At 69.0% G+C, this 23,270-nt stretch carries 26 protein-coding genes; 5 read left to right on the top strand and 21 right to left on the bottom strand.

Features of this window, described 5'->3' with window-relative positions; translation table 11 throughout:
* The 11 genes from KME77_RS28395 to KME77_RS28345 all read right to left on the bottom strand — a co-directional run.
* Positions 1 to 2,201 (bottom strand): NADH-quinone oxidoreductase subunit G (locus KME77_RS28395; protein ID WP_219472116.1); only part of this gene is annotated, 2,201 nt, incomplete at its 3' end.
* Positions 2,198 to 3,487 carry an NADH-quinone oxidoreductase subunit NuoF gene (nuoF, locus tag KME77_RS28390; protein WP_219472114.1) on the bottom strand — a complete coding sequence of 430 codons (1,290 nt, stop codon included), beginning with the start codon at positions 3,485 to 3,487 and terminating at the stop codon, positions 2,198 to 2,200. The genes KME77_RS28395 and nuoF, both read right to left, overlap by 4 nt.
* Entirely contained in the window at positions 3,484 to 4,218 is a 735-nt protein-coding gene (gene nuoE, locus KME77_RS28385) for an NADH-quinone oxidoreductase subunit NuoE (protein ID WP_308250949.1), read from the bottom strand. The genes nuoF and nuoE overlap by 4 nt, the downstream gene beginning before the upstream one ends.
* The gene (locus KME77_RS28380) at positions 4,205 to 5,530 is read right to left on the bottom strand and encodes an NADH-quinone oxidoreductase subunit D (RefSeq protein ID WP_219472111.1); all 1,326 of its coding nucleotides are present in this window, start codon (positions 5,528 to 5,530) and stop codon (positions 4,205 to 4,207) included. The genes nuoE and KME77_RS28380 overlap by 14 nt, the downstream gene beginning before the upstream one ends.
* The gene (locus KME77_RS28375; RefSeq protein ID WP_219472109.1) at positions 5,527 to 6,225 is read right to left on the bottom strand and encodes an NADH-quinone oxidoreductase subunit C; all 699 of its coding nucleotides are present in this window, start codon (positions 6,223 to 6,225) and stop codon (positions 5,527 to 5,529) included. Before KME77_RS28375 ends, KME77_RS28380 begins: the two co-directional genes overlap by 4 nt.
* Positions 6,222 to 6,773 (bottom strand): NuoB/complex I 20 kDa subunit family protein, encoded by a 552-nt coding sequence (locus KME77_RS28370; RefSeq protein WP_219472106.1) that lies wholly within the window; start codon positions 6,771 to 6,773, stop codon positions 6,222 to 6,224. The genes KME77_RS28375 and KME77_RS28370 overlap by 4 nt, the downstream gene beginning before the upstream one ends.
* Before the next feature lie 2 nt (positions 6,774 to 6,775).
* Positions 6,776 to 7,171 (bottom strand): NADH-quinone oxidoreductase subunit A, encoded by a 396-nt coding sequence (locus tag KME77_RS28365; protein WP_214640645.1) that lies wholly within the window; start codon positions 7,169 to 7,171, stop codon positions 6,776 to 6,778.
* A gap of 64 nt (positions 7,172 to 7,235) precedes the next feature.
* Positions 7,236 to 8,489: a geranylgeranyl reductase family protein gene (locus tag KME77_RS28360; protein WP_219472103.1), complete on the bottom strand. Its 1,254-nt coding sequence runs from the start codon at positions 8,487 to 8,489 to the stop codon at positions 7,236 to 7,238.
* 193 nt (positions 8,490 to 8,682) lie between these two features.
* Positions 8,683 to 8,889, bottom strand: coding sequence for a DUF397 domain-containing protein (locus KME77_RS30140; RefSeq protein ID WP_219472099.1), 207 nt, complete (start codon positions 8,887 to 8,889; stop codon positions 8,683 to 8,685).
* A gap of 270 nt (positions 8,890 to 9,159) precedes the next feature.
* A complete protein-coding gene (locus KME77_RS28350) occupies positions 9,160 to 9,378 on the bottom strand; it encodes a DUF397 domain-containing protein (RefSeq protein ID WP_219472096.1) in 219 nt (72 codons plus the stop codon).
* 54 nt (positions 9,379 to 9,432) lie between these two features.
* A complete protein-coding gene (locus KME77_RS28345; RefSeq protein ID WP_219472093.1) occupies positions 9,433 to 10,308 on the bottom strand; it encodes a helix-turn-helix domain-containing protein in 876 nt (291 codons plus the stop codon).
* A 349-nt stretch (positions 10,309 to 10,657) separates the two neighbouring features.
* On the opposite strand from KME77_RS28345, the gene KME77_RS28340 reads away from it, so the two are divergent.
* Entirely contained in the window at positions 10,658 to 11,323 is a 666-nt protein-coding gene (locus KME77_RS28340) for a hypothetical protein (protein WP_219472091.1), read from the top strand.
* On the opposite strand, the gene KME77_RS28335 is transcribed toward KME77_RS28340, so the two are convergent.
* Positions 11,310 to 12,026 carry a demethylmenaquinone methyltransferase gene (locus tag KME77_RS28335; protein ID WP_219472087.1) on the bottom strand — a complete coding sequence of 239 codons (717 nt, stop codon included), beginning with the start codon at positions 12,024 to 12,026 and terminating at the stop codon, positions 11,310 to 11,312. The genes KME77_RS28340 and KME77_RS28335 overlap by 14 nt on opposite strands.
* 130 nt (positions 12,027 to 12,156) lie before the next feature.
* Here KME77_RS28335 and KME77_RS28330 point away from each other — a divergent pair, with 130 nt between their 5' ends.
* Positions 12,157 to 13,368, top strand: a complete 1,212-nt coding sequence (locus KME77_RS28330) for a hypothetical protein (RefSeq protein WP_219472085.1) — start codon at positions 12,157 to 12,159, stop codon at positions 13,366 to 13,368.
* On the opposite strand, the gene KME77_RS30135 is transcribed toward KME77_RS28330, so the two are convergent.
* Positions 13,365 to 13,583 carry a DUF4229 domain-containing protein gene (locus KME77_RS30135; RefSeq protein ID WP_219472083.1) on the bottom strand — a complete coding sequence of 73 codons (219 nt, stop codon included), beginning with the start codon at positions 13,581 to 13,583 and terminating at the stop codon, positions 13,365 to 13,367. The genes KME77_RS28330 and KME77_RS30135 overlap by 4 nt on opposite strands.
* A gap of 257 nt (positions 13,584 to 13,840) precedes the next feature.
* Here KME77_RS30135 and KME77_RS28320 point away from each other — a divergent pair, with 257 nt between their 5' ends.
* The gene (locus tag KME77_RS28320) at positions 13,841 to 14,056 is read left to right on the top strand and encodes a BldC family transcriptional regulator (protein WP_219472079.1); all 216 of its coding nucleotides are present in this window, start codon (positions 13,841 to 13,843) and stop codon (positions 14,054 to 14,056) included.
* A 364-nt stretch (positions 14,057 to 14,420) separates the two neighbouring features.
* Here the strand turns inward: KME77_RS28320 and KME77_RS28315 are convergent, their stop codons facing one another.
* Together KME77_RS28315 and KME77_RS29645 are read right to left on the bottom strand one after the other, a co-directional pair.
* Positions 14,421 to 14,675 carry a hypothetical protein gene (locus KME77_RS28315; protein ID WP_219472078.1) on the bottom strand — a complete coding sequence of 85 codons (255 nt, stop codon included), beginning with the start codon at positions 14,673 to 14,675 and terminating at the stop codon, positions 14,421 to 14,423.
* Between the two features lie 10 nt (positions 14,676 to 14,685).
* A complete protein-coding gene (locus KME77_RS29645) occupies positions 14,686 to 15,885 on the bottom strand; it encodes a hypothetical protein (RefSeq protein WP_246610889.1) in 1,200 nt (399 codons plus the stop codon).
* Between the two features lie 176 nt (positions 15,886 to 16,061).
* On the opposite strand from KME77_RS29645, the gene KME77_RS28305 reads away from it, so the two are divergent.
* A complete protein-coding gene (locus KME77_RS28305; RefSeq protein WP_219472076.1) occupies positions 16,062 to 16,364 on the top strand; it encodes a PLDc N-terminal domain-containing protein in 303 nt (100 codons plus the stop codon).
* A 268-nt stretch (positions 16,365 to 16,632) separates the two neighbouring features.
* On the opposite strand, the gene ccsB is transcribed toward KME77_RS28305, so the two are convergent.
* The 5 genes from ccsB to KME77_RS28280 form a co-directional block, all read right to left on the bottom strand.
* Positions 16,633 to 17,586 carry a c-type cytochrome biogenesis protein CcsB gene (ccsB, locus tag KME77_RS28300; protein WP_219472073.1) on the bottom strand — a complete coding sequence of 318 codons (954 nt, stop codon included), beginning with the start codon at positions 17,584 to 17,586 and terminating at the stop codon, positions 16,633 to 16,635.
* Entirely contained in the window at positions 17,576 to 19,117 is a 1,542-nt protein-coding gene (gene resB / locus KME77_RS28295) for a cytochrome c biogenesis protein ResB (RefSeq protein WP_308250948.1), read from the bottom strand. The genes ccsB and resB overlap by 11 nt, the downstream gene beginning before the upstream one ends.
* 37 nt (positions 19,118 to 19,154) lie before the next feature.
* Positions 19,155 to 19,877, bottom strand: a complete 723-nt coding sequence (locus KME77_RS28290) for a cytochrome c biogenesis CcdA family protein (protein ID WP_219472071.1) — start codon at positions 19,875 to 19,877, stop codon at positions 19,155 to 19,157.
* Complete coding sequence (locus KME77_RS28285) at positions 19,870 to 20,436, bottom strand: TlpA family protein disulfide reductase (RefSeq protein WP_219472070.1); 567 nt, start codon at positions 20,434 to 20,436, stop codon at positions 19,870 to 19,872. The genes KME77_RS28290 and KME77_RS28285 overlap by 8 nt, the downstream gene beginning before the upstream one ends.
* Positions 20,437 to 20,553: 117 nt before the next feature.
* Positions 20,554 to 21,192, bottom strand: a complete 639-nt coding sequence (locus tag KME77_RS28280; RefSeq protein ID WP_219472068.1) for a histidine phosphatase family protein — start codon at positions 21,190 to 21,192, stop codon at positions 20,554 to 20,556.
* Positions 21,193 to 21,234: 42 nt separating this feature from the next.
* Between KME77_RS28280 and KME77_RS28275 the strand changes: the two genes are divergently transcribed.
* Positions 21,235 to 22,086 (top strand): DMT family transporter, encoded by an 852-nt coding sequence (locus KME77_RS28275; protein ID WP_219472066.1) that lies wholly within the window; start codon positions 21,235 to 21,237, stop codon positions 22,084 to 22,086.
* Positions 22,087 to 22,095: 9 nt separating this feature from the next.
* Here the strand turns inward: KME77_RS28275 and KME77_RS28270 are convergent, their stop codons facing one another.
* Positions 22,096 to 23,016 (bottom strand): LysR family transcriptional regulator, encoded by a 921-nt coding sequence (locus KME77_RS28270; protein WP_219472064.1) that lies wholly within the window; start codon positions 23,014 to 23,016, stop codon positions 22,096 to 22,098.
* Between the last annotated feature and the right edge of the window lie 254 nt (positions 23,017 to 23,270).

Genomic DNA, 23,270 nt, shown 5'->3' with positions numbered 1-23,270 from the left:
ACGTCGGCCGCCGTGGCCGCCGAGACCAGGGCGACGGCCTCGCGGGCGGTGCCCGCCAGGTAGGGCTCGCCGTCCTGAAGGCGGCCGTCGTCCAGGAGCTGGTGCCAGCTGGCCAGCAGCGCCTCGCCGGCCCGCGGCGCGGACTGCGAGCGGGTGGCGGTGTTGGGGGCGGAGATGCGGGTGCCGCGCCAGGCGCCGATGGCGCTCAGCTCGCGCCGGGCGGCCGTGGCGTCGGGCAGACCCAGGTGGACGTCCATCCGGTCGGCCAGGTGGCCGATCACGGCCAGGTCGCTGCGCAGGCCCGGCACCTTGAGCGGGGCCTCGAAGGAGCGGCCCCTGCCTTCCCAGTTGACGAACGTGCCGCTCTTCTCCTGCACGGCGGCGACCGGCAGGACCACGTCGGCCCGGTCGGTGACCGCGCTGGCGCGGATCTCCAGGCTGACGATGAACGGCGTGTTCTCCAGCGCGGTCAGCGTGGCGGCCGGGTCGTCCAGGTCGTAGGGGTCGACCCCGGCCACGACCAGCGCGTCGAGCTGCCCGTCGAGGGCGGCGCCGAGCATGCCGGTGGTGTCGCGGCCGGGCGTGTCGGGCAGCGAGGCGACGTTCCACGCCCTGGCGACCTCGGCCCTGGCGACCTCGTCGGCGACGGGGCGGCCGATGGGCAGCAGGTTCGGCAGCGCGCCCGCCTCGATCGCGCCGCGCTCACCGGCCCGGCGCGGGATCCAGGCGAGCCTGGCGCCGGAGGCGGCCACGAGCCGCAGCAGGGCGGACAGGGCGCCGGGGACGGTGGCCAGCCGCTCGCCGGCCAGCACGATCGTGCCCTCCGCCAGCGTGCCGACCAGCTCGCCGATCGCGTCGGCCTCGCCGCCCGGCGCGGTGCGGATGAGCGTGCCGCCCATCTTGGCCAGCCCCTTGGTGGCGAACGGGGCGATCGCGGTGACCTGGAGCCGCTTCTTCATCCACGCCTTGCGCAGGCGCAGGAAGACGCTCGGCGACTCCTCCTCGGGCTCGAACCCGACGAGCAGCACGGCCGGGGCGTTCTCCAGGTCGGTGAAGGAGACCTCGATGCCCTTGCCGGCCACCGCGTGGGCCAGGAACTGCGCCTCCTCGGCGGAGTGCGGCCTGGCGCGGAAGTCGATGTCGTTGGTGTTCAGGGCGAGCCTGGCGAACTTCGCGTACGCGTACGCGTCCTCGACCGTCACCCGGCCGCCGACCAGCACCCCGGCCTTGCCGCGGGCGGCGGCCAGGCCGCGGGCCGCGACCTCCAGCGCCTCCGGCCACGAGGCCGGCACGAGCACGCCGTCCTCGTTGCGCACCAGCGGCTGCTTGAGCCGGTCGGGCTGCGTGGCGTAGGCGAAGGCCCAGCGGCCCTTGTCGCAGTTCCACTCCTCGTTCACCAGCGGGTCGTTGCCCGCCAGGCGGCGGGTGACCCGGCCGCGCCGGTGGTCGGTGCGCAGGCTGCACCCGGAGGCGCAGTGCTCGCACGCGCTCGGTGTGGAGACCAGGTCGAACGGCCTGGCGCGGAACCGGTAGGCGGCGCCGGTCAGCGCGCCGACCGGGCAGATCTGCACCGTGTTGCCGGAGAAGTAGGAGTTGAACGGCTCGCCGTCGGCGGTGCGCACCTGCTCCTTGGCGCCGCGCTCGAAGAACTCGATGAGCGGGTCGCCGGCGATCTGGTCGGAGAAGCGGATGCAGCGGGCGCACTGGACGCAGCGCTCGCGGTCCAGCAGCACCTGCGTGGACAGCGGCAGCGGCTTGGGGAACGTCCGCTTCTGCTCCTGGAACCTGGACTCGCCCTGCCCGTTGGACATCGCCTGGTTCTGCAGGGGGCACTCGCCGCCCTTGTCGCAGACCGGGCAGTCGAGCGGGTGGTTCATCAGCAGCAGTTCCATGGCCCCGCGCTGCGCCTTCTCGGCGACCGGCGAGGTGAGCTGCGTCTGCACGACCATGCCCTCGGCGACCTCGATCGCGCAGGACGGCTGCGGCTTGGGGAAGCCGCGGCCGTTGCCCGCGTCGGGGATGTCGACCAGGCACTGGCGGCAGTTGGCCGCCGGGTCGAGCAGCGGGTGGTCGCAGAACCGGGGGATCTGGATGCCCAGCAGCTCGGCTGCCCTGATGATCAGAGTGCCCTTGGGGACACTGACCTGGAACCCGTCGATCGACAGGGTCACCAGGTTCGTCTCGGTTTCTACGACAGTCACTGCTCACCCCAGAGAGTGGACTTCTTCGGGTCGAACGGACAGCCGCCGATCTCGAAGTGCTTGAGGTATTCGTCGCGGAAGTACTTCACCGAGGAGTGGATCGGGCTCGTCGCGCCGTCACCCAGCGCGCAGAACGAGCGGCCCAGGATGTTGTCCGCGATGTCGGTGATCGTGGACAGGTCCTCCTCGGTGCCCTGGCCCTTCTCCAGGCGCTTGAGCACCTGCTTGAGCCAGTAGGTGCCCTCCCGGCAGGGGGTGCACTTGCCGCACGACTCGTGGGCGTAGAACTCCGTCCAGCGCAGCACCGTACGGACCACGCAGGTCGTCTCGTCGAAGATCTGCAGCGCGCGGGTGCCCAGCATGGAGCCCTTCGCTCCGACCGCCTCGAAGTCGAGGGGCACGTCGAGGTGCTCGTCGGTGAAGATCGGCGTGGACGAGCCGCCCGGGGTCCAGAACTTGATCTGATGCCCCGCGCGGACCCCGCCGGCCATGTCGAGCAGCTCGCGCAGCGTGATGCCGAGCGGGGCCTCGTACTGGCCGGGCCTGGTGACGTGGCCGCTGAGCGAGAAGATGCCGAAGCCCTTGGACTTCTCGGTGCCCATCCCGGCGAACCAGTCGGCCCCGTTGGCGATGATCGAGGGAACACTCGCCACCGATTCCACGTTGTTCACCACAGTCGGCGAGGCGTACAGGCCCGCCACGGCCGGGAACGGGGGCTTGAGTCGCGGTTGACCCCTGAAGCCTTCGAGCGAGTCGAGCAGCGCCGTCTCCTCACCGCAGATGTACGCGCCCGCGCCGCTGTGCACGACGAGTTCGAGGCCGTAGCCGGAGCCGAAGATGTCGGCGCCCAGGTAGCCCTTCTCGTACGCCTCCCGCACGGCCGCGTGCAGCCGCCGGATGACGTGCAGCACCTCGCCCCGCACGTAGATGAAGGCGTGGTTGGCCCGGATCGCGAACGCCGTGATGATGACGCCCTCGACCAGCGCGTGCGGGTTGGCCATCATGAGCGGGATGTCCTTGCAGGTGCCCGGCTCCGACTCGTCGGCGTTGACGACGAGGTAGTGCGGCTTGCCGTCGCCCTGCGGGATGAAGCCCCACTTCATCCCGGTCGGGAAGCCGGCGCCGCCGCGGCCGCGCAGGCCCGAGTCCTTGACGGCCTGGATGACCGCGTCGGGGTCCATGCCCAGCGCCTTCTTGGCCGCCTCGTACTCGCCGTAGCCGTCGAGGGTGAAGGAGTTGGGCTGGTCCCACTTCGCGGTCAGGACCGGGGTCAGTGTGGTGCTCATGCCTCTGGGGCCTTCCATCCGTTGGCCTTGGCGACCTTGAGGCCCTCCAGCGAGGGGCCCGCCGCCGAGGGGCCGTCGCCCGCCAGGTCGTCGGGCAGGCCCGCGAGCACACGCGAGGCCTCCTTGAAGCTGCACAGGCGCTTGGGTCCCCGGGTCGGCCGCACGTCCTTGCCGTCGCGCAGGTCGTCCACGAGCTGCTTGGCCGAGGCGGGCGTCTGGTTGTCGAAGAACTCCCAGTTGACCATCATGACCGGGGCGAAGTCGCAGGCCGCGTTGCACTCGATGCGCTCCAGCGAGACCTTGCCGTCGGAGGTCACCTCGTCGTGGCCGACGCCGGTGTGCTCCGAGAGCTCCTCCCAGATCTCGTCGCCGCCCATGACGGCGCACAGCGCGTTGATGCAGACGCCGACGTGGTAGTCGCCGGCGGGCTTGCGCCGGTACATCGTGTAGAAGGTCGCGACGCCCGTGACCTCGGCCTTGGTGATGCCCAGCAGCTCAGCGCAGAGCTCCTGGCCGTCATCGGAGACGTACCCGTCTTCTGACTGCACGAGGTGGAGGAGCGGCAGGAGCGCCGACCGCGTCTTCGGGTAGCGCCCGATGATCTCCTTGGCATCTCGTTCGAGACGCTCCCGGACCTCCGGCGAGTAAGTCATGACCACGCCTCCGGCGTGTTCATGACTTCGGTGCTGTGTCTGATTGTGTGCTCGACAAGCTCGCTCACCTGTCCACACCTCCCATGACGGGGTCGATAGATGCCACCGCGGCGATCACGTCCGCGACCTGGCCGCCCTCCGCCATGGCGGGGAAGCTCTGCAGGTTCGTGAACGAGGGCTCGCGGAAGTGGACGCGGTAGGGGCGGGTGCCGCCGTCGCTGACGACGTGGGCGCCCAGCTCGCCCTTGGGCGACTCGATGGGCGCGTACGCCTGGCCCGCGGGCACCCGGAACCCCTCGGTCACCAGCTTGAAGTGGTGGATGAGGGCCTCCATGGAGCTGCCCATGATGTGCGCGATGTGGTCGGGCGAGTTGCCGAAGCCGTCGGGGCCGAGCGCGAGCTGCGCCGGCCAGCCGATCTTCTTGTCCTCGATCATCACCGGGTCGCCCTTGAGCGGGCCGGCGATGCGGTCGAGGGCCTGCTCGACGATCTTGAGCGACTCCTCCATCTCGCGCATGCGCACCAGGTAGCGGGAGAACACGTCACAGCCGCGCTCGGTCGCCACCTCGAAGTCGTAGGTCTCGTACCCGCAGTAGGGCTGCGACTTGCGCAGGTCCCACGGCAGGCCGGCGGCCCGCAGGATCGGCCCGGTGACGCCCAGCGCCATGCAGCCGGTCAGGTCGAGGTAGCCGACGTCCTTGGTGCGGCGCACGTAGACGGGGTTCTCGTCGAGGAGCTTGCGGATGTCCTTGATCCGCTTGGGCATCTCCTTGAGGAACTCGCCGACCTTGTCCACCGCGCCCGCGGGCAGGTCCACGCTGACGCCGCCGGGGCGCACGTACGCGTGGTTCATGCGCAGGCCGGTGATGTACTCGAACAGGTCCATGACCAGCTCGCGGTCACGGTAGCCGAACAGGAACGGCGTGGTCGCGCCCAGCTCCATCCCGAACGTGCCCATCGCCACCAGGTGCGAGGAGATCCGGTTGAGCTCCATCATCATCACGCGGATGGCCTGGGCCCGGGCGGGAATGCGGTCCTCGATGCCGAGGAGCTTCTCCACGCTCATGCAGTAGGCCGCCTCGTTGAAGATCGGCGAGAGGTAGTCCATGCGGGTGACGAACGTGGTCCCCTGGGTCCACGTCCGGTACTCCATGTTCTTCTCGATCCCGGTGTGCAGGTAGCCGATGACGCCGCGCGCCTCGGTCACCGTCTCACCGTCGAGGGTCAGCACCAGCCGGAGCACGCCGTGGGTGGACGGGTGCTGCGGGCCCATGTTGATGACCAGGCGCTCGTCGTCGGAGTCGCGGACGTTGCTGACGACCTGGTCCCAGTCCGCGCCGTTGACCGAGTAGACCTTGCCCTCGGTCGCCTCGTCGTAGCTCGTGCTCATGAGTAGGACCTCCTCTCGTCGGGCGCCGGAACGGTGGCTCCGCGGTACTCGACCGGGATGCCGCCGAGCGGGTAGTCCTTGCGCTGCGGGTGGCCGTCCCAGTCGTCCGGCATCATGATGCGGGTCAGCGCCGGGTGGCCGTCGAAGATGATGCCGAAGAAGTCGTACGCCTCGCGCTCGTGCCAGTCGTGGCCCGGGTAGACGCCGACCGTCGAAGGGATGTGCGGGTCGGCGTCGGGGGCGCTGGCCTCGACGCGTACGCGCCGGTTGTGGGTGATCGAGCACAGGTGGATCACCGCGTGCAGCTCCTCGCCCGCCAGGTGCGGGTAGTGCACGCCCGACACGCCCAGCGACAGCTCGAAGCGCAGCGCGGGGTCGTCGCGCAGCTTCTGGCAGACCTCGACGAGCCGCTCCCGCTTGACGTGCAGGGTCAGCTCGCCCCGGTCGACGACGACCCGCTCGATGGCGTCGTCGAGCGCCAGGATGTCCACCAGTTCGTCGAAGTAGCCGCCGTACGGGCGGGGCGTCGACAGCTGGGGCGCGCGGCGTACGACGAGGCCGCCGTATCCGGAGGTGTCGCCGGAGTCGTTCGTCCCGAACATGCCGCGCCTGGCGATGGGCTGCTCGGGCGGGGCCGGCGGAACCGGCGGGACGCCCGCGTCCGGGACCTCGGGCAGGTTGTCGGGCGAAGTCACTTGCCTGCCCCCTGGTCGATCAGCGGCAGCGCGCGCAGCGCCTGCTGCTCGAGCTCCTCGATCTGCTTGGCGCGGTGGGCGCCGAACTTCATGTTCTGGATCTTGTCGTGCAGCTTCACGATCGCGTCGATCAGCATCTCCGGCCGCGGCGGGCAGCCCGGCAGGTAGATGTCGACGGGGACGACGTGGTCCACGCCCTGCACGATGGCGTAGTTGTTGAACATGCCGCCGCTGGAGGCGCACACGCCCATCGAGATGACCCACTTGGGCTCGGCCATCTGGTCGTAGATCTGCCGCAGGACGGGGGCCATCTTCTGGGAGACCCGCCCGGCCACGATCATCAGGTCGGCCTGCCGGGGAGACGCCGAAGCGCGCTCCATACCGAAGCGCGCCAGGTCGTAGTGGGGGCCACCGGTGGCCATCAGCTCGATGGCGCAACACGCGAGGCCGAACGTGGCGGGCCACACGGAGTTCTTTCGCGCCCATCCCGCGGCCGCTTCGACCGTGCTGAGGATGAACCCGCTGGGGAGTTTCTCTTCAAGTCCCATTTTCAGTCCCAGTCCAGACCCTTGCGACGCCACACGTACGCGTACGCGACGAGCACGGTGACGATGAACAGCAGCATCTCGACAAGCGCGAACACCCCGAGGCCCGAGGAGAGCACGCTGCCCGCGTCGTTCTTCAGCGGCGCGAAGGAGACAGCCCAGGGGTAAAGGAAGATGATCTCGATGTCGAACACGATGAAGAGCATCGCGGTGATCATGTATTTCAGCGGGAACCGTCCGCCACCGACCGGCTGGGGCGTCGGCTCGATGCCGCATTCGTAGGCGTCAAGCTTGGCGCGGTTCCAGCGCTTGGGACCGGTGAAGGGAGCGATGGCGACCGAGAAGATCGCGAAGCCCCCCGCGAGAACGGCGAGCACCAGGATGGGCACGTAAAGGTCCATCGCTACGCCTCCTCTTGAGTCGCCACGCGCGCGGGCGCGCAGCCTGATCTGATCGTTCTGAGGTTCATGCTGGTGGGGCGACCTTCGAAAGGGCGTTGATGATCTTGTCTGACACATCGCCTCGCCGGTCGGTGAGATTACCAAGGAGTTTGAGCGCGAAGCGCATCAGCCTCGGGTGTGGCAACCCGTGCCTCGTTCCGAAGCTCATCACTCCCGGCTTTCCGATCGCCTGGACGAACCACCTGCCCAGCGTGAAGTAACCGCCGTAGGCGTCCTTCAACACCTGAGGATATGTGCGCAGGATGCGTTCTCTGTCCGCGGGGGTGCTGCTCCGCAGCGCCTTGACGATGACCTCGGCCGCGATCTCCCCGGTCTCCATGGCATAGGCGATGCCCTCGCCGTTGAACGGGTTGATCGCGCCGCCCGAGTCACCGACCAGAACCAGGCCGCGGGTGTAGTGAGGCTGCCGGTTGAAGGCCATCGGGAGCGCGGCGCCGCGGATCGGCCCCACCATGTTCTCCTCGGTGAACCCCCACTCCGCCGGCATCGCCCTGCACCACCGCTTGAGCAGGTCGCGATAGTCGATGTGCTTGAACTGGTCACTCGTGTTGAGCAGCCCCAGCCCCACGTTGGCGGTGCCGTCCCCCACCCCGAACACCCATCCGTAGCCGGGCAGCAGCGTGTCGCCGTCCCACAGCTCCAGCCAGGTCTCCAGGTAGTCGTCGTCGTGGCGCGGGCTCTCGAAGTACGTCCGCACCGCCACGCCCATCGGACGGTCCTCGCGCTTGTGCAGCCCCATCCCGAGCGCCAGCCGCGTGCTGTTGCCGTCGGCCGCCACCACCAGCTTGGACCTGTACGTCCGGCCGTCCTTGGTGGTGACCCCCTGGACGTGCCCGCTGCGGTCGTCGATCACCGGCCCGGTGACGTTGACCCCCTCCATCAACCGCACCCCGCCCTTGACGGCGTTCGCGGCGACGATCTGGTCGAAGTCCTTACGGGTCCGCACCAGCCCGAAGTCGGGGAACCTCTCCAGCTGGGGCCAGTCGAGCTCGAACCTGAGCCCCCCGCCCACCACGCGCAGGCCCTTGTTCCTGACCCAGCCGGGCGCGTCGATGTCGACACCCATGTTGAGCAACTGCTTGACCGCCCGCGGCGTGAGCCCGTCGCCGCAGACCTTCTCCCGGGGGAACCTGGTCTTCTCCAGAAGCAGCACATCGAGCCCGGAGCGGGCAAGGTAGAAGGCGGTCGCGGAACCGGCGGGACCGGCGCCGACCACGATAACGTCGGCGTCAGCCTGGTTGGCTGCTGGCACGGTCACTGGACTGTCCTGTCCTACACGCTCGAAGGCCTCGGGGTGTGGCGCCTTCGTTCCTTTGTGAACCCCTTCACAAACTTGTCGGCCCGCAGTCTAACGCTTTTTCTGAACAAAGTGTCAGCCGGGGGCTGCTTCCGGCAGCAAACAAGACCCCTCGCGGATCGCGAGGGGTCTTGAAGCGACTGTCGGGACGTGATCAGACCTCGAACTCCTGGTTGCGCACACCCGCGACGAAAGCGCGCCACTCACCGACGGTGAAGGAGAGGACGGGACCGGCGGGATTCTTGGAGTCTCTGATGAGCACGCCGCCAGCAACGTCGCGCATGAACTCAACGCACTCGCCGGCTCCCTGGCTGAAAGAACTCTTCCGCCATACATCCGATGAATTCGGGATCTCTAGCATCGGATGTTGCCCTCCTGGCGGCACGAAAGAACAAGCGCTTACTTGGGTTGCGCGAAGTCAACACGTTCGGCGACCACAGCTGGATCACCGACGCATTGCGATCATACAACGATGTAAACACGCGCTCCTACCAGCGACGTCGCGGGTCGCCGAGCATGTGACGGAGGTTATCGCAAAGCCAATGAACAAGAAGCGAACTTTCGGCAAGGACATGTGGCGCAATCTTCGCAACGGCGCGACGACGCGCGCCGCTGCGTCCTCAGGCGATGGTCAGACGTCTGAGCTCTGCTCGGCATCCAGGGCCGCCAGCTCAAACTCGAGGGCGTGCACGCCGAGCAGGAAGGCCGCCCACTCCTGACGTGTGAAGATCATCGGCGCCACGTCCGGCGTGCGCGATTGACGGACCCCGATCTGGTCATCGCTGAGGCGGGCCACCTCGACACATTCTCCTGCCCCAACACTCTGACTGCTCTTACGCCACCTGATCATGGCGCTCCTCGCTTCAGGGGATTTACTCTATTCATTCCCTTGAATGGGAAGGGGCTACACGTCGGCCAGAGCAGTCATGAAGTCCTTGGAAGCGTCCTCGTCAAGGGCGGCCTTCACCAGCAGGTCAAAGACCAGAGAATACTGGTAGACCGTTTCATCGTCCTCTACCAGGTTGAACAACGGCACATTCTCGTAGTACACGACATCGTTCGAGATCGGCCCCAGAACCGGCATGGACGGAAAACTGAGGAGCAAGAAATTCGTGATGTCGGTGGGATGAGGTTGGTCGAGGCGGAGCACCCGAATCGAGACGTTCGGCAGCTTGCTCACTTCCACCAGATGACACAACTGCTCGCGCATCATCCGATCATCGCTGTCGCCGAACCTGCGTCGCAGAACGGCCTCGTCCAGCACCACGGACAGCCTCAACGGCGTCTCGGACTCCAGCAACCGCTGGCGCCGCAGGCGCACTCGCGTCCTGCGGTCGATCTTGCTCGGTGAGACCAGTTCCAGCGACCGGTAGAGCAGCCCTACCTGAGTGGCGTAGTCGCGCGTCTGGAGCAGCCCCGGCAGCACGGTCGCGTGCCAAGCCCTTACCCGTGTGGCGCCGGCCTCCAACCCGATCAGCTCGATCACTGTTTCGTTCAGGACGTCGGAGTAGGACTCCCACCACCCCTTGGCGCCGCCTTCCGCGGCAAGCGAGATCAGAATTTCGCTCAGTTCAGCTTCGACGTCGTATTGTTTGAGCAGTTTCTCTACGTCTTTGACAGTCGGTGCTACCTGCCCTGTTTCAAGGCGTGAAATTTTTGAGGTCGACCAGCGTAGAGCCTTGGCCACCTGCACGCCGTTCATCCCTGACTCCTCGCGGAGCCGGCGCAACTCGGCTGCGAGCTTGCGACGGCGGAGCGTCGGGCTCACACCGGTGATCACTCATTCCCCTTCCGCATAATTTAACTGGTATGCCCGTTTAGCGTGTGAGTAATCCTCTCCGGGACGCCCCTCTTGCGTCCCGGAAGGAGTCCCAGCACTCATCCCTGCGGGAATTGCACGGGGCCTTGCGCAGGCACACCCTGAGGGTAGCCCGCACACTGCCGGAACGGGCGGAAAGGGAGGCATCAACTGGAGGGGATTTTCCGCGGGAAATGGGCGGATGGTCGCACCCATCCGCCCAGGGTCCCGCGTAGCACCCGACTCTGCCCTCAGACGGGAAATCGGAGCCGCGGACATGACCGACGCTACTCGCAAAGGCCCACAACGCAAGGGTAGGAAGTGGGCGGATTTGGCCGCAGAGGCGGGCAGGAAGTTCTGGCAGGGGCCAGACGGGTTCGCCCGGCGGCAGGGATGGGAGATCGTCAAGCGGGGATGGGGCGGCCGGCGTTACCGCGATCCCCGGTTCGATCTTCCGAGGAAGGAGGCGACGGCACCACCGGAGAGGCTCGTCTCGGGGGACGGGTTCCCGCGCAATCATCCGCGCATCCCGAAAGCGAACGATCTCATCGCCATGATCGGGATGGTGTGGCGGTGGCGGGTGGAGATCGCGGGGGCCTTCGCCGCGCCGTTCGCCGTCGTACCGCTCGTCGGGTGGCTGGGGCCGCTGTCGGTCTTCCTGCTGGCCACGGCACTGGGGCTGGTCTGCGGGGGGATAGCGCCGGTGAGGCGCTTGGCGGCGGCGCCGCTCGGGAGGCTCGTCACGCGGCACCGGTTCCAGGGGTTGTGCCTGCGGACGTCGCTCAGGACGCCGAAAGGGCGACTGCCGCTCGTCCTTCAGACCGCTTCCGTCACGCGCGGGACGGTGCTGCTCATCTGGTGCAGGTCCGGGATGAGCGTGGAGTTGTTCGAGGACTACGTGCCGGAGATGAAGGTCGCCTGCTTCGCGAAGGAGGTGAGTGTCTTTCCCCACTACCGTTGGGCGCACCTGCTCACGATTGAGCTCATGCGGGCTTGAAGCCGCGGTGCAGGGCGACGATGCCCAGGCTCAGGTTGCGCCAGGCCACCCTCTGCCAGCCGGCCTCCTGGATGGTACGCGCGAGCGTCGGCTGGTCGGGCCAGTCCCTGATCGACTCGGCGAGGTAGGCGTAGGAGTCGTCGTTGGAGCCGAAGAACTTGGCCACCTGGGGCAGCAGCTTCATCAGGTATTCGCGGTAGACCAGGTCGAAGGCGCCGACGGTCACGTGGGAGAACTCCAGGATGACCAGCCGCCCGCCCGGTCTGGTCACGCGGAGCATCTCACGCAGCGCCTGACCGGTGTCGTGGACGTTGCGCAGCGCGACCGAGATCGTCACCGCGTCGAACACGTCGTCGGCGAAGGGGAGACGCAGGGCGTCACCGGCGATGAACGGCACGCCCGCCCCGGTGAGCGCGTTGCCGCCGTGGCGGGCTACCCCTGTACGCAGCATGCCGAGGGAGAAGTCGGAGGCGATCGCGCGGGCGCCGAGCGTGGTGAACGCGTCGGTGGACGTGCCGGTGCCGGCGCCCAGGTCGAGGACCAGCTCACCGGGGCCGGCGTCGACGGCGGCGGCGACGGCCTTGCGCCAGAGCCGAACCTGCCCCAGGGAGATCACGTCGTTGACCAGGTCGTAGCGCCGGGCCGTGCGATCGAACATCGCGGCGACCTCGTCCGGCTGCTTGTCCAGTTGAGCACGCGTCATGCGCCCAAGCCTATTAGGCACGGATCGCAGGCAGGCTCGGCGCCTCCCGGCCCCGGGAACCGCCGGGTGAATCCTGACAATCGACGGAAAGTAGCGACGAGGTTACCGAGGGTCTGCTAGAAATTGGCGAATGCTTGCCCGTGCCGCCCTTGCGGCGATCATCGCCACGGCCCCCTCCGCGCACTCGCGCGTCGTCTCCGCCGACCCCGTCGGCTACACCCCGCACGTGCTCGACGGCATCGTCAACTCCATCACGCTGGTGGGCAGGACGGTCGTCGTCGGCGGCTCGTTCAGCGAAGTGGCGGACGCGTCGCGGAAACACACCTACACCCGGGCCAACCTGTTCGCCTTCGACCTGCTGACGGGGCGCATCCTGCGCTACTTCACGCCGCGGGTGGAGGGCCCCGTCCACAGCCTCGCGCCGGGCGACGGCGGCACCGTGTACGTGGGCGGCGACTTCTCCGCGATCAGCGGGACGAGGGCCAGGTCGCTGGCCAGGCTCAGCCTGTTCGACGGCTCACCCGTACGCGACTTCTCGCCCCGCGTGGCCGGCGGGATGGTGACCACGCTGGCCAGGCGCGGCTCGCAGCTCTACGCGGGCGGCGACTTCACCCGGCCCCGCCTGGCCCTGGCCAGGCTCGACGCCACGAGCGGCGCGGCCGACCCGAAGTTCGCGATCACGCCGGGCGCGCCGCTGACGCCGAAGGTGAAGGTGCACGCGCTGGCCCTGACGGCGGACCGGCTGGCGGTGGACGGCACCTTCACCACGCTCAACGGGCTGTCGCGGCCCCAGCTCGGCCTGGTGGACGTGCGCGGCGGAGGCGCCAAGGTGGCCGACTGGCGGACCGAGGGGTACGCGTCCAAGTGCATGGCCGAGTTCCGCTCATACGTACGCGGTCTGGATTTCTCCCCCGACGGCACTTATTTCGTGGTCGTCACCACAGGCGGCCCCGTACGCGGGAAGAACCTGTGCGACAGCGTGGCCAGGTTCGAGACGTTCAGCAGCGGACAGCGGATCAAGCCGAGTTGGATCAACAAGACGGGCGGCGACTCGCTGTACGCCGTGGCGGCGACCGGCGCGGCCGTCTATGTCGGCGGACACCAGCGGTGGCAGAACAATCCGCTGGGCCACGACTCCGCCGGCCGGGGAGCGGTGCCGCGCGAGGGCATCGCCGCCATTCATCCACGCACCGGAATGGCGCTGAGTTGGAATCCCGGGCGAGAGCGCGGGATCGGCGTCAAGGCATTTCTGGCGCACGGCGACGGACTACTCGTTGGTAGTGACACAACTCGACTCGGACGGGAGTACCATGCCCGGATTGGCATGTTCCCCCTGCCCTAGTCGCTGTCCGGCCTGGGCCGGTCGACCTTGTCGCTGATGCGTGTGCTCACCGCGTCACGCTGCTTCGACAGCAGGACGTAGCTGGCAAAGCCGCTGATCAAGAAAGACACGATGATCAGCCAGAACGGATTTTGCAGGCCCAGCAGGTAGAGGACACCCAGCGTCACGGCAAACAGGCCGATCCGCGACGCGGTGTATACGAGTACGGGATGCACAGGTTCGAGGTTACTCGCCCCTGTGCTTCGGTCGCTCTTCGCATCAGACGCGAGCACTGCTAGTGTTCCCAGTTAGGATGTTTCGTAAAGAAACACCCACGAGAGCCCCAAAGAGGCTCTATCATATAACAATCGGGCAGTCAGCTGATAACAACCCGTGATCTTTGTCGAAAACCACGGATAAATCAGGCTTCGCTCGACACACTGGTTACCTGTCCGCCCGCTGGCAGGAAGCGGGATGCGAGGGGGAGAGATTGGTGGAGAGTAGCAGCGAGCGTCTGCTGACCCCAGGAGAGGTTGCCGCCCTCTTCCGGGTAGACCCAAAGACGGTTACGCGCTGGGCTGCGGCAGGCCGCATCAGCAGTATCCGCACCCCCGGAGGGCACCGGCGCTTCCGCGAGTCGGAAGTGCACGCCCTTCTTCGAGGCGAGGACGTTCTCACGGCCGACAGGCCCGAGTCCCCGCGAGTTTGACGTTCCATTAGGCGGTGATCCTGCTCGCAGGATCGCCGTCTCCCCCCTGCGCGCCCCGTACACCGCACCTTTGTCCCCCGTACGGCAAGCCGCACCCACCGCCACCCGCCGACCAGGGCTGAGGGCCTCCAGGAAGACGGCCGCTGAGCCCGCACAGGGCCGGGCGCCGTTACGCGCGAATCCTTGACCATGGCTTCCGCGCCCCGACGACCCGACGACCCGAGCCCACCACAACCGGTTCGACCCGAGCCCCAGCTCTCCCCGCCTGTTACTCGGTGTCACATCATCTGACCTCTGACAGCCTCTCCCCCTCCCTCCCCCTCGCCGATGTCTGACCTCTGACAGATCCTGCCCCCTGCGAACCTCACCGGCCTTCCGCGGCGTCCTCCTGCTCCGCCTTGAAGGCCAGGAACTCCTGCTCCAGCTCGTCGTTCTCGACGAGCCACCGTTCCCTGCGCTCGGCCGCCTCCTCCTCGCTCACCGACTCCTCCAGCCACCTGTCGTAGTCGGGATCGCCCGGCGCGAGGTCCACGTAGGCGTTGCCGATGAGACGCCCGTCTTCGCTGACCAGGCTCTGCGGCACCCGCAGGGTCCCGTCAGCGAGCCGGATGACGTACATGGCCGATCACCTATATTCCGTAGCGCCGGTTGAAGAACAGCATGACGTTGAGCGCCGTCCGGGTGTCGCCGCCCAGCATGTCGACGAGTGCCGGCCGCTGGCGCGAGGCGATCGCGGCGAACGCGTCGGCGAAGAACTCCTTGCGCCCCAGCCCGTTCCCCTGACGGTGGAAGCTGGACACCAGGAGCGGCGTGATCTCCTCGTACAACGCCGCGAAGTCCGGTGAGTCCGACACCCAGTCGCCGTAGGCGGAGTCGCAGTCATCGATGGCGTGGCCGACCTCGTGCATCATCACGTCGGGCGTGGGCGAGGGGCGGTCGCCGACGACGATCTTGCCGTCGCCGTACGCGCCCGCGCAGATGTCCCACGTGGCCCGGCCCGAGGGCAGCGGGGCGCCGCGCAGGTAGCCCATGTCGTCCAGGTCGGGCACGCCGCCCGCGCCGACGTAGATGCCTTCGAGGCCGTCGGCGAGCAGCTCCTTGAGCCGCTCGGGCAGCCTGGCGAGGCTCTCCACGGCCCGGGCGACCTCCGGTGAGGGCGGACCCTCGCGGGCGTCCCACTGGCGGTGCAGGATGGCCTCCAGCTTCCCGCAATGGAGGAGTCCGTCGCCGAGCGGAGGCATGTCGGGCCGGTTCGGCTGCGCCCTGGGCGTCATGTCGTCGAGCTCGAAGTCCTGCCAGGTGTACTGCGGGCGGTCCATCACGGCCGCCGGCAGGCGCTCGCCCGCCTCGCGCCGCGGCCGGTCGGAGGGCACGACGGCATCCCACCACTGCGGCTCCTCCGGCTCGCGGTCACGGCGCTCCCGCTTCCGCCAGGACCAGCCCTCGCGGCCGTTCCTGTCCGCCCGGCGCCGCTCCCGGCTCACCCAGCCGAACAGCGCGAAGCTCCCCGCACGCCCGATCGACTCCGGGCCGGCCGACTCCCGTCCCGGCCACGAGCGTCCCAGGGGCTCGCGCTCGGGCTCGTCGCGTCTCTTGACGGCGTCCCTGCCGCCGAGCCAGCCGCGCCACGTCGCGGACTCACGGGACCCTTTCTCCGAGCCCATGCGCCGGATGTGCCGGTCGGGTGCCGCACGCCCGTCGGGCACGTCGTTCGTCCAGTACGAGCGGTCCGCGTAAGGGGGCGCCTCACCGCGCCGGGAGAAGAGGTACGACCCGCGCCGCCACCAACGACCCCGCCGATGGCGGCCCTTGTCGTTAGAAAAGGCCATCGCACCCCTCAACACCGTGGAGCGCCCGCGCAAGGCCACCGACCGCCCTGACCGGCGGTCCCAGCGGGCGGACGCCGCTGAATCGTGTCCACCGTACGACGTGGATCTCTCCTGAGTCACCCGAAATGGGACAACGGGAAAGCACGATCACGACGCGAATGGCTTACAGTTCGGACATGGTAGGTGTCGTTATCGGCCTGGCGCTGCTGGCCTTCTGGCTCTACTCGTTGTTCGACGTCATCACCACCCCGGAGGAAGCGGTCAGGAACGTACCAAAACCGGTATGGCTTCTGGTCGTCGCTGTAGTCCCCGTGGTAGGCGGCTTGGTGTGGATGGTCCGCGGCCGCCCCCAACCGGATCGCGAGACATGGTCAGTCCCCCCGCAACCAGGCACCCATCACACATCAGCCCCCAAGGGGCCGGACGATGACCCGGAGTTCCTGAGAGAGCTCGACAAGCGCATGAGAGGCGACGACTGAAAGGCCCCCGCACCCCCCAGAAGGGCCTCAACCAGCAAGGAAGCAGCCACGGCCGAAGCGACAGAAGCCATGGCCGACGTGACACGGAAGCAGCCACGGCCGGCGCCACACGGAAGCCATGGCCAAGGATTCGCGCGTAACGGCGCCCGGCCCTGTGCGGGCTCAGCGGCCGTATTCCTGGAGGCCCTCAGCCCTGTGCGGCGGGTGGCGGTGGGTGCGGCCTGCCGTACAGAAGCAAAGACAACTCGCCGTACCGGAGCAGAAGGGGTCAGCCGCTGACGTCGGCGTAGCTGTGCAGGCCTGAGAAGAAGATGTTGACGCCCACCAGGTTGAACAGCAGGCACCCGAACGCGATCAGCTGCACCACCGTGGCGGCCCGCCCGCGCCACCCCGCCGTCACGCGCGCATGCAGATAAGCCGCATAAGCCACCCACGTGATGAACGCCCAGATCTCCTTGGGGTCCCACCCCCAGTACCGCCCCCACGCCTTGTCCGCCCACAGCGCGCCCGCGATGACCGCGAACGTCCACACCGGGAAGGCGAACACGATCGCCCGGTGCGCCACCCGCTCCAGGTCGGCGCGCGCGGGCAGCCGCGACACCCCGCCGCCGCGGATCAGGTAGAGGATGCCCGTCACCCCGGCCAGGATGAACAGCCCGCTCGACAGGATCGCCGCCGTCACGTGGATGGCCACCCAGTACGAGTTCAGCGCCGGCACGACGGGCCCGGCGGCCGTGTACAGGACCTTGACCGAGAACCCGAGCCCCAGCGTCGCCGTCACCATGACGAACGCGCCCAGGTACCGCACGTTCTGCCGGAGCTGCGTCGCCAGGAACGCGCCGACCGCCGCGCAGCAGATGGCCACCACGAACTCGTACATGTTGCCCCACGGCCACCGGTCCACGGCCAGGCCGCGGGTGACGATGGCGCCCAGGTTCGCGACCCAGCCGACCCAGCCGAGCACCATGCCCGCCCACCCGGCCTTGGGCGCCCAGCCCGGCGGCTCGACGGCCTTCACCACAGACGCGGGCTCCATGACGTCGGACGAGGCGTCGGACGATCCTCCGCCGACCGCCACCGGCCGTTTGGCCGCGACCGCGTCCGCGCGCGAGTGCCCGAAGGCCAGCTCCAGCGCGAACCCGATCATGGAGAACAGGTAGAGCAGGACGGCGGCGACGACGAAGAGGTCGCTCACCTCGGCCAGTTGCTGCTCAGCGGGCATCCTTGCCTCCTGCTGATAGGACCTTGACGATGTCGGCGAACTCCTCGGCGAAGCCCGCCGCGGACCCTTCGGTGCGGGTCAGGCCGCCCGCCTCGGCCGTGCCGTCCTTGACCCGCACCCACACCCGGCGGCGGCGGACCAGCAGCGACAGCACGATGGAGACGACGGCCGTGGCCGCGGCGACCAGGGCGGCCATCCGCCCGGGGTCGTAGGCGACCTGGAGCGTCATCCACTCCTTGACGCCGGTGAACTCCAGCTTGCCCGCCCCCTGCGGCAGCGTGACCGCCTGCCCGGGTGAGAGCGGCGCCTGGCCGGTGCCCATGATCAGCGGCGTGAGCTTGCGCATCAGCTCGGGCGGCGCGAGCTCGTAGACCGAGCGCGGCTCCCCCGAGCGCAGCCCGAGGTCGCCGGAGAACGCCCCGAGGAGCTGCACCTGCGGGTTCAGCGCGCCGGGGAAGAGCGAGACGGAGCCGTTGCTCATGGGCAGGAACCGCAGCAGGAACCCCAGCTGCGACGGCTGCGCGTCGGGCGCCTTGACCACGCAGCCGGACATCATGGTGGTCTTCTGCTCGACCAGGCACGGCACGGGCCCCTCGAAGGCCACCTGTCCCTTGCCGTCGGTGACCCTGAAGACGGGCGCGTACCCGTTGCCGATGAGGTAGGTCTGCGTGCCGTCGATCTCCAGCGGCTCGTTCACCTTGAGCGTGTAGTCGCGCGTCGCGGCGGCGGGTGAGTCCTGGACGCTCAGCAGGGCCGCGTAGTCGAGCGCCTGCCCCCTCCGCTCGCCCTGCACCTGGTAGCTGGCCTGGAAGTCCTTCAGCGTGAACGAGAACGGCTCCAGCGACTCGGCCGACACCTGGCTGCCCGGGATGAACCGGTCGTAGGCGGCGACGGTGTTGGCGAACCCGTCGCCCTCGACCACGAGCACGTTGCCGCGGTAGCCGTACAGCGAGCCGATCCCGACCGCGACGAGCAGCCCGAGCAGCGAGGCGTGGAAGAGCAGGTTGCCCGTCTCGCGCAGGTAGCCCTTCTCGGCCGCCACCCAGCCGTCTCCGACCTCGACCCGGAAGCGGAGCTTGCGGAGCCTGCGGGCGGCCTCGTCGACCGTCAGCGGCTCGTCCAGGGCCGCGTGGTGGGGCAGACGGGACAGGTTGCGCGGCGCGGCCGGCGGACGGCGGCGCAGCTCGCGCACGTACGTGGCGGTGCGCGGCAGCACGCAGCCGATCAGCGAGGTGAACAGCAGCAGGTAGATGGCCGCGAACCAGGAGGAGGTGAAGACGTCGAAGAGCTGGAAGCGGTCGTACCACTCGGCCAGCGCCGGATCGTTCTGGAAGAGCCGCGCCACCTGGTCGGGGTCGACGCTTCGCTGCGGCACCAGCGAGCCCGGCACCGACGCCAGCGCGAACAGGAACAGCAGGATCAGCGCCGTCTTCATCGCGGTGAGCGTGCGCCAGCTCCACCGCAGCCAGCCGACGACCCCCATGCCCGCGGGCTTGGGCGCCTGCTCCTTCTCCAGCTCGTCCACGGTCACGAGGTCACCAGCTCGTCCACGGCTGTCAGGCCGGTCATCAGATCACCGGCCGGAACGAGCCGATCAGGCCCTGCATGGTCGCGATCATCTCTCCCCACAGCCCGGTCACCAGCAGAATGCCGACGGCCACCATCATGCCGCCGCCGATCCTGGTGATCAGCCGCGAGTGGCGGCGGACCGCGCGGAACGTCCGCAGGGCCTTGCTGTAGGCCAGGGCCGCGCCGACGAAGGGCAGGCCGAGCCCCAGCGCGTACGCCACGGCCAGCAGCGCCCCGCGCGAGGCGCTGCCCTCGTTCAGGCCGAGCGTGAGCACGACGGCCAGCGTGGGCCCGATGCACGGCGTCCAGCCCAGCCCGAACACCACGCCCAGCAGCGGCGCCCCGGCCAGCCCCGCCGCGGGAAGCTTGTGGATGCGCACGTCGCGCATCAGCCCGGGCAGCAGCCCCAGGAAGGCCAGCCCGAGCAGGATCGTCAGCACGCCGAGCACCCGGGTGATGATCTCCGCGTTGCCCAGCAGCAGCGCCCCGAGCCCGCCGAACAACGCGCCGCCGAGCACGAACACCAGCCCGAACCCGGCCACGAACAGCGCCGTGCCCAGCACCAGCCGCCCCCGCCTGGGGTCGGCGCTCATGCCCGTCACGTACGACAGGTAGCCCGGCACCAGCGGCAGCACGCACGGCGACAGGAAGGACACCACCCCGGCCAGCACCGCGATCGGCACGGCCAGCAGCAGCGAGCCCGAGGCGACGACGTCATTCATCGCGCACCTTGGTCACCGTGCTCATCAGGTCGGTGTACTTGACCGCGCCCAGCGCCCGGGCGGCGACCCGGCCCTGCTTGTCGATGATCAGCGTGGACGGGATGGCGGCGGGCGGCACGGTGCCCTGGAAGGCCAGCGCGACCTTGCCCGGCTGGTCGAAGATGTGCGGGTAGCCGGTCTGCTCGGTGCGCTCGAACGCCTGGGCGTCGGCCTTGCGGTCCTTGAAGTCGACGCCGATGAACTGCACCGCGCCCTTGGTCTGCGCGGCGACCTCCTTCAGCACGGGCGCCTCGGCCCGGCAGGGCCCGCACCAGGACGCCCAGAAGTTCAGCACCACGACCTTGCCCTTGTGCGCGGCCAGGGAGGCGTTCGCGCCGTCGAGGGTCTCGCCGGCGACGGCGGGCGCGGCCTTGCGGCTCGCGGCGTCGAACAGCTGCATCTTCCCGTCGCCCGCGACGAAGCGGGTGTCGCCGGGCTGCTGGCCGCTCGCCTGGCTGGTGCCCGCGCAGCCCGCGACCAGCACGGCCAGCAGGACCAGGGAGGTGGACTTGGCGCGCACGGAGGAAGATCTCCTTGTACTACAACCGGTAGAGCTTGCAACTCTACCGGCGGGGCAGGGCGCCCTGGACCCTGGGGCCTTCGTCCGGCATGCCCGAACTCTTCGGGCCGCCCGGCTTCAGGCGCCCGGGACGCTCGGGCCTGTCTGCAGCGACCCGGCCGGCTCGCTGTAACCGACGCTGACCAGCCGATCGCCGTCGAAGGTGAGCGTGGTCAGGCTGGCCAGGTTGCACTGCCGTCGCCGCGGGTCGTGCCACAGTCTGCGCCCCTCGGCGGCCATCCTGATCGCCCAGATCGGCAGCTGGTGACTGACCAGCACGGCCTCGTGACCGCGCACCTCCGCCCTGACCTCGTTGATGATCGAGCGCATGCGCCCGACGATCACCGGGTACGGCTCGCCCCACGAGGGGCGCAGCGGGTTCCAGAAGTAGCGGTAGTTCTTCGGGTCGCGAAAGAGCGACAGGCCCCGGCCGACCGTACGGCCCTGGAGCATGTTGGCGGCCTCGATGAGCCGGTCGTCGGTGCGCACGTCGAGCTCCAGGAGCGCCGCCAGCGGGGCGGCGCTCTCCTGGGCGCGTTCGAGCGGTGAGCTCCAGAGGGCGACGACGTCGCGGCCCTCCAGCGCCTTCGCGACGGTCTCGGCCATCAACTGGCCGGTCGCCGACAAGTGGTAGCCGGGCAGCCTGCCGTACAGGATGCCTTTGGGGTTGTGCACCTCACCGTGGCGCATCAGGTGAACTACGGTGGTTTCAGCCATGGTGTGCCACAGCCTATCCGTTCGACCCAGGGAGTCGCCCCAGTGAGTCCCTGGGCACTGGTGCTCGTCTTCGTCGCCGCCTTCTCCCACGCGTCCTGGAACCTGTTAAGCAAGAAGGCCTCCGAGGCCGACGGCATCGTCTTCCTCTGGCTCGCGGCGACGGCGTCCGCGGCGCTGTGGAGCCCGCTGTTCGTCGGATATCTCCTGGTCAGCGGCACGGGCGTGTCGTGGACCGACCTCGCCGCCATCGGCGGCAGCACGGCCATCCATCTGGGGTACTTCGTCCTGCTCCAGCGCGGTTACGGCAAGGGCGACCTGTCGGTCGTCTACCCGGTCGCGCGCGGGACGGGGCCGATGCTGGCGAGCCTGGTCGCGGTGCTGTTCCTGGGCGAGCGGCCAGGGCCGCTGGGGATCGCGGGGATCGCGCTGGTCGGGGTGGGGGTGTTCCTGATCGGCGGGGTGCGCGATCTCAGGGCGGTGGCGCCGGGGCTGCTCGTGGGGGTGTTCATCGCGGCGTACACGGTGTGGGACTCCCAGGTGGTGAGCGCGTACGCGGTGGCGCCGATCATGCTCAACTACGTCGCCGAGGTCGGCCGGGCGATGGCGCTGGCCCCGGTCGCGCTCGGGCCGCGCAGACGGCGGCTGGTGCTGCCGGTCTGGCGTGAGCACCGGTCACGGGTGCTGGGGGCGGCCGTGCTGGTGTTCCTGTCGTACCTGCTGGTGCTGTACGCGTTCACGATGGCGCCGGTCAGCGTGGTCGCCCCGGCCCGCGAGGTCAGCGTGCTGATCGCGGTGGCGCTGGGCGGGCGGCTGCTGGCCGAGGGCGACCTGCGCCGCAGGCTGCTGGCCGCCGCCGTGATCCTCACCGGGATCGTGGCGATCGCCCTCAGTTGAGGGATGGGCTCAGTTGACCGCCCAGGCGTTCTCCTGCGTACGGCTGGCCTCGGCGAGCGCCTCGACCGCGGCCCTGATGGCCGGCCGCCTGGCCGCGTCCGTCCGCCAGATCACGTAGATGCGGCGCGTCTGCCTGGGCCTGATCGGCACCACGGCCACCCCTGGGGGCACCAGCTCACGCCCGAGCCTGGGGATGATCGCGCAGCCCAGCCCGGCGGCGACCAGCGTCATCTGGGTCGGGTACTCGTCGGCCATGCAGGAGATCTCAGGCTCCAGGTCGGCGCTGCGCAGGGTGAAGACCAGCCAGTCGTGGCACACGGTGGCCGGCGAGGAGCTGATCCACCGCTCGCCGCACAGCTCCGCCAGCTCGATCTCCTTGCGATCGGCCAGGGGGTGCCCGGCGGGCAGGATGACGTCGGCGATGTCGTCGAGCAGCGTGGACCTGGACAGCCCTTCGGGCAGGGCCATCGGCCGGTTCATCCAGTCCTGGATGACGCCCATGTCGAGCTCGCCCCTGGCCACGTCGCGCACGATGCGCTCGGGCTCGCGCTCGTACAGGTTGATCAGCAGGTCGGGGTGGCGCTGCCTGAGCGCGGTGAGCGTGAGCGGCATCAGCCCGCGGATGGCGGTGGGGAAGGCCGCCATGTTCAGGCGGCCCACGACCTCGCCACGCAGCGCCTCGAAGTCCGCCTCGGCCGTCTCCACCAGGGCGAGGATCCGCTCGGCGTGCTCGGCGAGCAGCCCGGCGGCGTCGGTGAGCCGCACGCCGCGCCCGTTGCGCTCGACGAGCCGGGCGCCGGTCTCGCGCTCCAGCTTGGCGATCTGCTGCGACACGGCGGACGGCGTGACCATGAGCGCGTCGGCCGCCGCGCCCACCGATCCGTAGATGTGGACGGCGTGCAGGGCCTTGAGACGGTTCAAGTCCAACATGTAAGCCAGTCTAAAGGGTTTAGCGTAGAAAGTCTCGCTTGTCCTTCACCGTGTAGCAGGAGAAAATATATGCATGAGAAACAACAAGGCGAGCAAGCAGCAGCAGACCTCCTCCTCCTACCTCCAGAAGCTGGCCGAGCAGGCTCGCGACCAGCGCGTCCGCTACCAGAAGCCGGCCGCCAAGTAGGACCTACGCGACCGCCGCGGCGGCCTTGGCGGCCGCCGGAAGGGCGTCGGCGATCCGGTTCAGTGCC

It is taken from the genome of Nonomuraea rhizosphaerae, from assembly GCF_019396405.1.
GTDB classification, from domain to species: Bacteria; Actinomycetota; Actinomycetes; order Streptosporangiales; family Streptosporangiaceae; genus Nonomuraea; species Nonomuraea rhizosphaerae.
The sequence above is the reverse complement of the archived record's forward strand: the minus strand, read 5'-3'. Positions and strand labels throughout refer to the sequence as shown.

Excerpts from the sequence above, each read along its gene's own strand:
- KME77_RS28335 (WP_219472087.1), bottom strand. The coding sequence starts at position 12,026 with ATGACGCGTGCTCAACTGGACAAGCAGCCGGACGAGGTCGCCGCGATG.
- KME77_RS28305 (WP_219472076.1), top strand. The coding sequence starts at position 16,062 with ATGGTAGGTGTCGTTATCGGCCTGGCGCTGCTGGCCTTCTGGCTCTAC.
- KME77_RS28280 (WP_219472068.1), bottom strand. The coding sequence starts at position 21,192 with ATGGCTGAAACCACCGTAGTTCACCTGATGCGCCACGGTGAGGTGCAC.
- KME77_RS28350 (WP_219472096.1), bottom strand. The coding sequence starts at position 9,378 with ATGATCAGGTGGCGTAAGAGCAGTCAGAGTGTTGGGGCAGGAGAATGT.
- KME77_RS28315 (WP_219472078.1), bottom strand. The coding sequence starts at position 14,675 with ATGTACGTCATCCGGCTCGCTGACGGGACCCTGCGGGTGCCGCAGAGC.
- KME77_RS28365 (WP_214640645.1), bottom strand. The coding sequence starts at position 7,171 with ATGGACCTTTACGTGCCCATCCTGGTGCTCGCCGTTCTCGCGGGGGGC.
- KME77_RS30140 (WP_219472099.1), bottom strand. The coding sequence starts at position 8,889 with ATGCTAGAGATCCCGAATTCATCGGATGTATGGCGGAAGAGTTCTTTC.
- nuoF (WP_219472114.1), bottom strand. The coding sequence starts at position 3,487 with ATGAGCACCACACTGACCCCGGTCCTGACCGCGAAGTGGGACCAGCCC.
- KME77_RS28370 (WP_219472106.1), bottom strand. The coding sequence starts at position 6,773 with ATGGGACTTGAAGAGAAACTCCCCAGCGGGTTCATCCTCAGCACGGTC.
- KME77_RS29645 (WP_246610889.1), bottom strand. The coding sequence starts at position 15,885 with ATGGCCTTTTCTAACGACAAGGGCCGCCATCGGCGGGGTCGTTGGTGG.
- ccsB (WP_219472073.1), bottom strand. The coding sequence starts at position 17,586 with ATGCCCGCTGAGCAGCAACTGGCCGAGGTGAGCGACCTCTTCGTCGTC.
- KME77_RS28270 (WP_219472064.1), bottom strand. The coding sequence starts at position 23,016 with ATGTTGGACTTGAACCGTCTCAAGGCCCTGCACGCCGTCCACATCTAC.
- KME77_RS28290 (WP_219472071.1), bottom strand. The coding sequence starts at position 19,877 with ATGAATGACGTCGTCGCCTCGGGCTCGCTGCTGCTGGCCGTGCCGATC.
- KME77_RS28330 (WP_219472085.1), top strand. The coding sequence starts at position 12,157 with ATGCTTGCCCGTGCCGCCCTTGCGGCGATCATCGCCACGGCCCCCTCC.
- KME77_RS28380 (WP_219472111.1), bottom strand. The coding sequence starts at position 5,530 with ATGAGCACGAGCTACGACGAGGCGACCGAGGGCAAGGTCTACTCGGTC.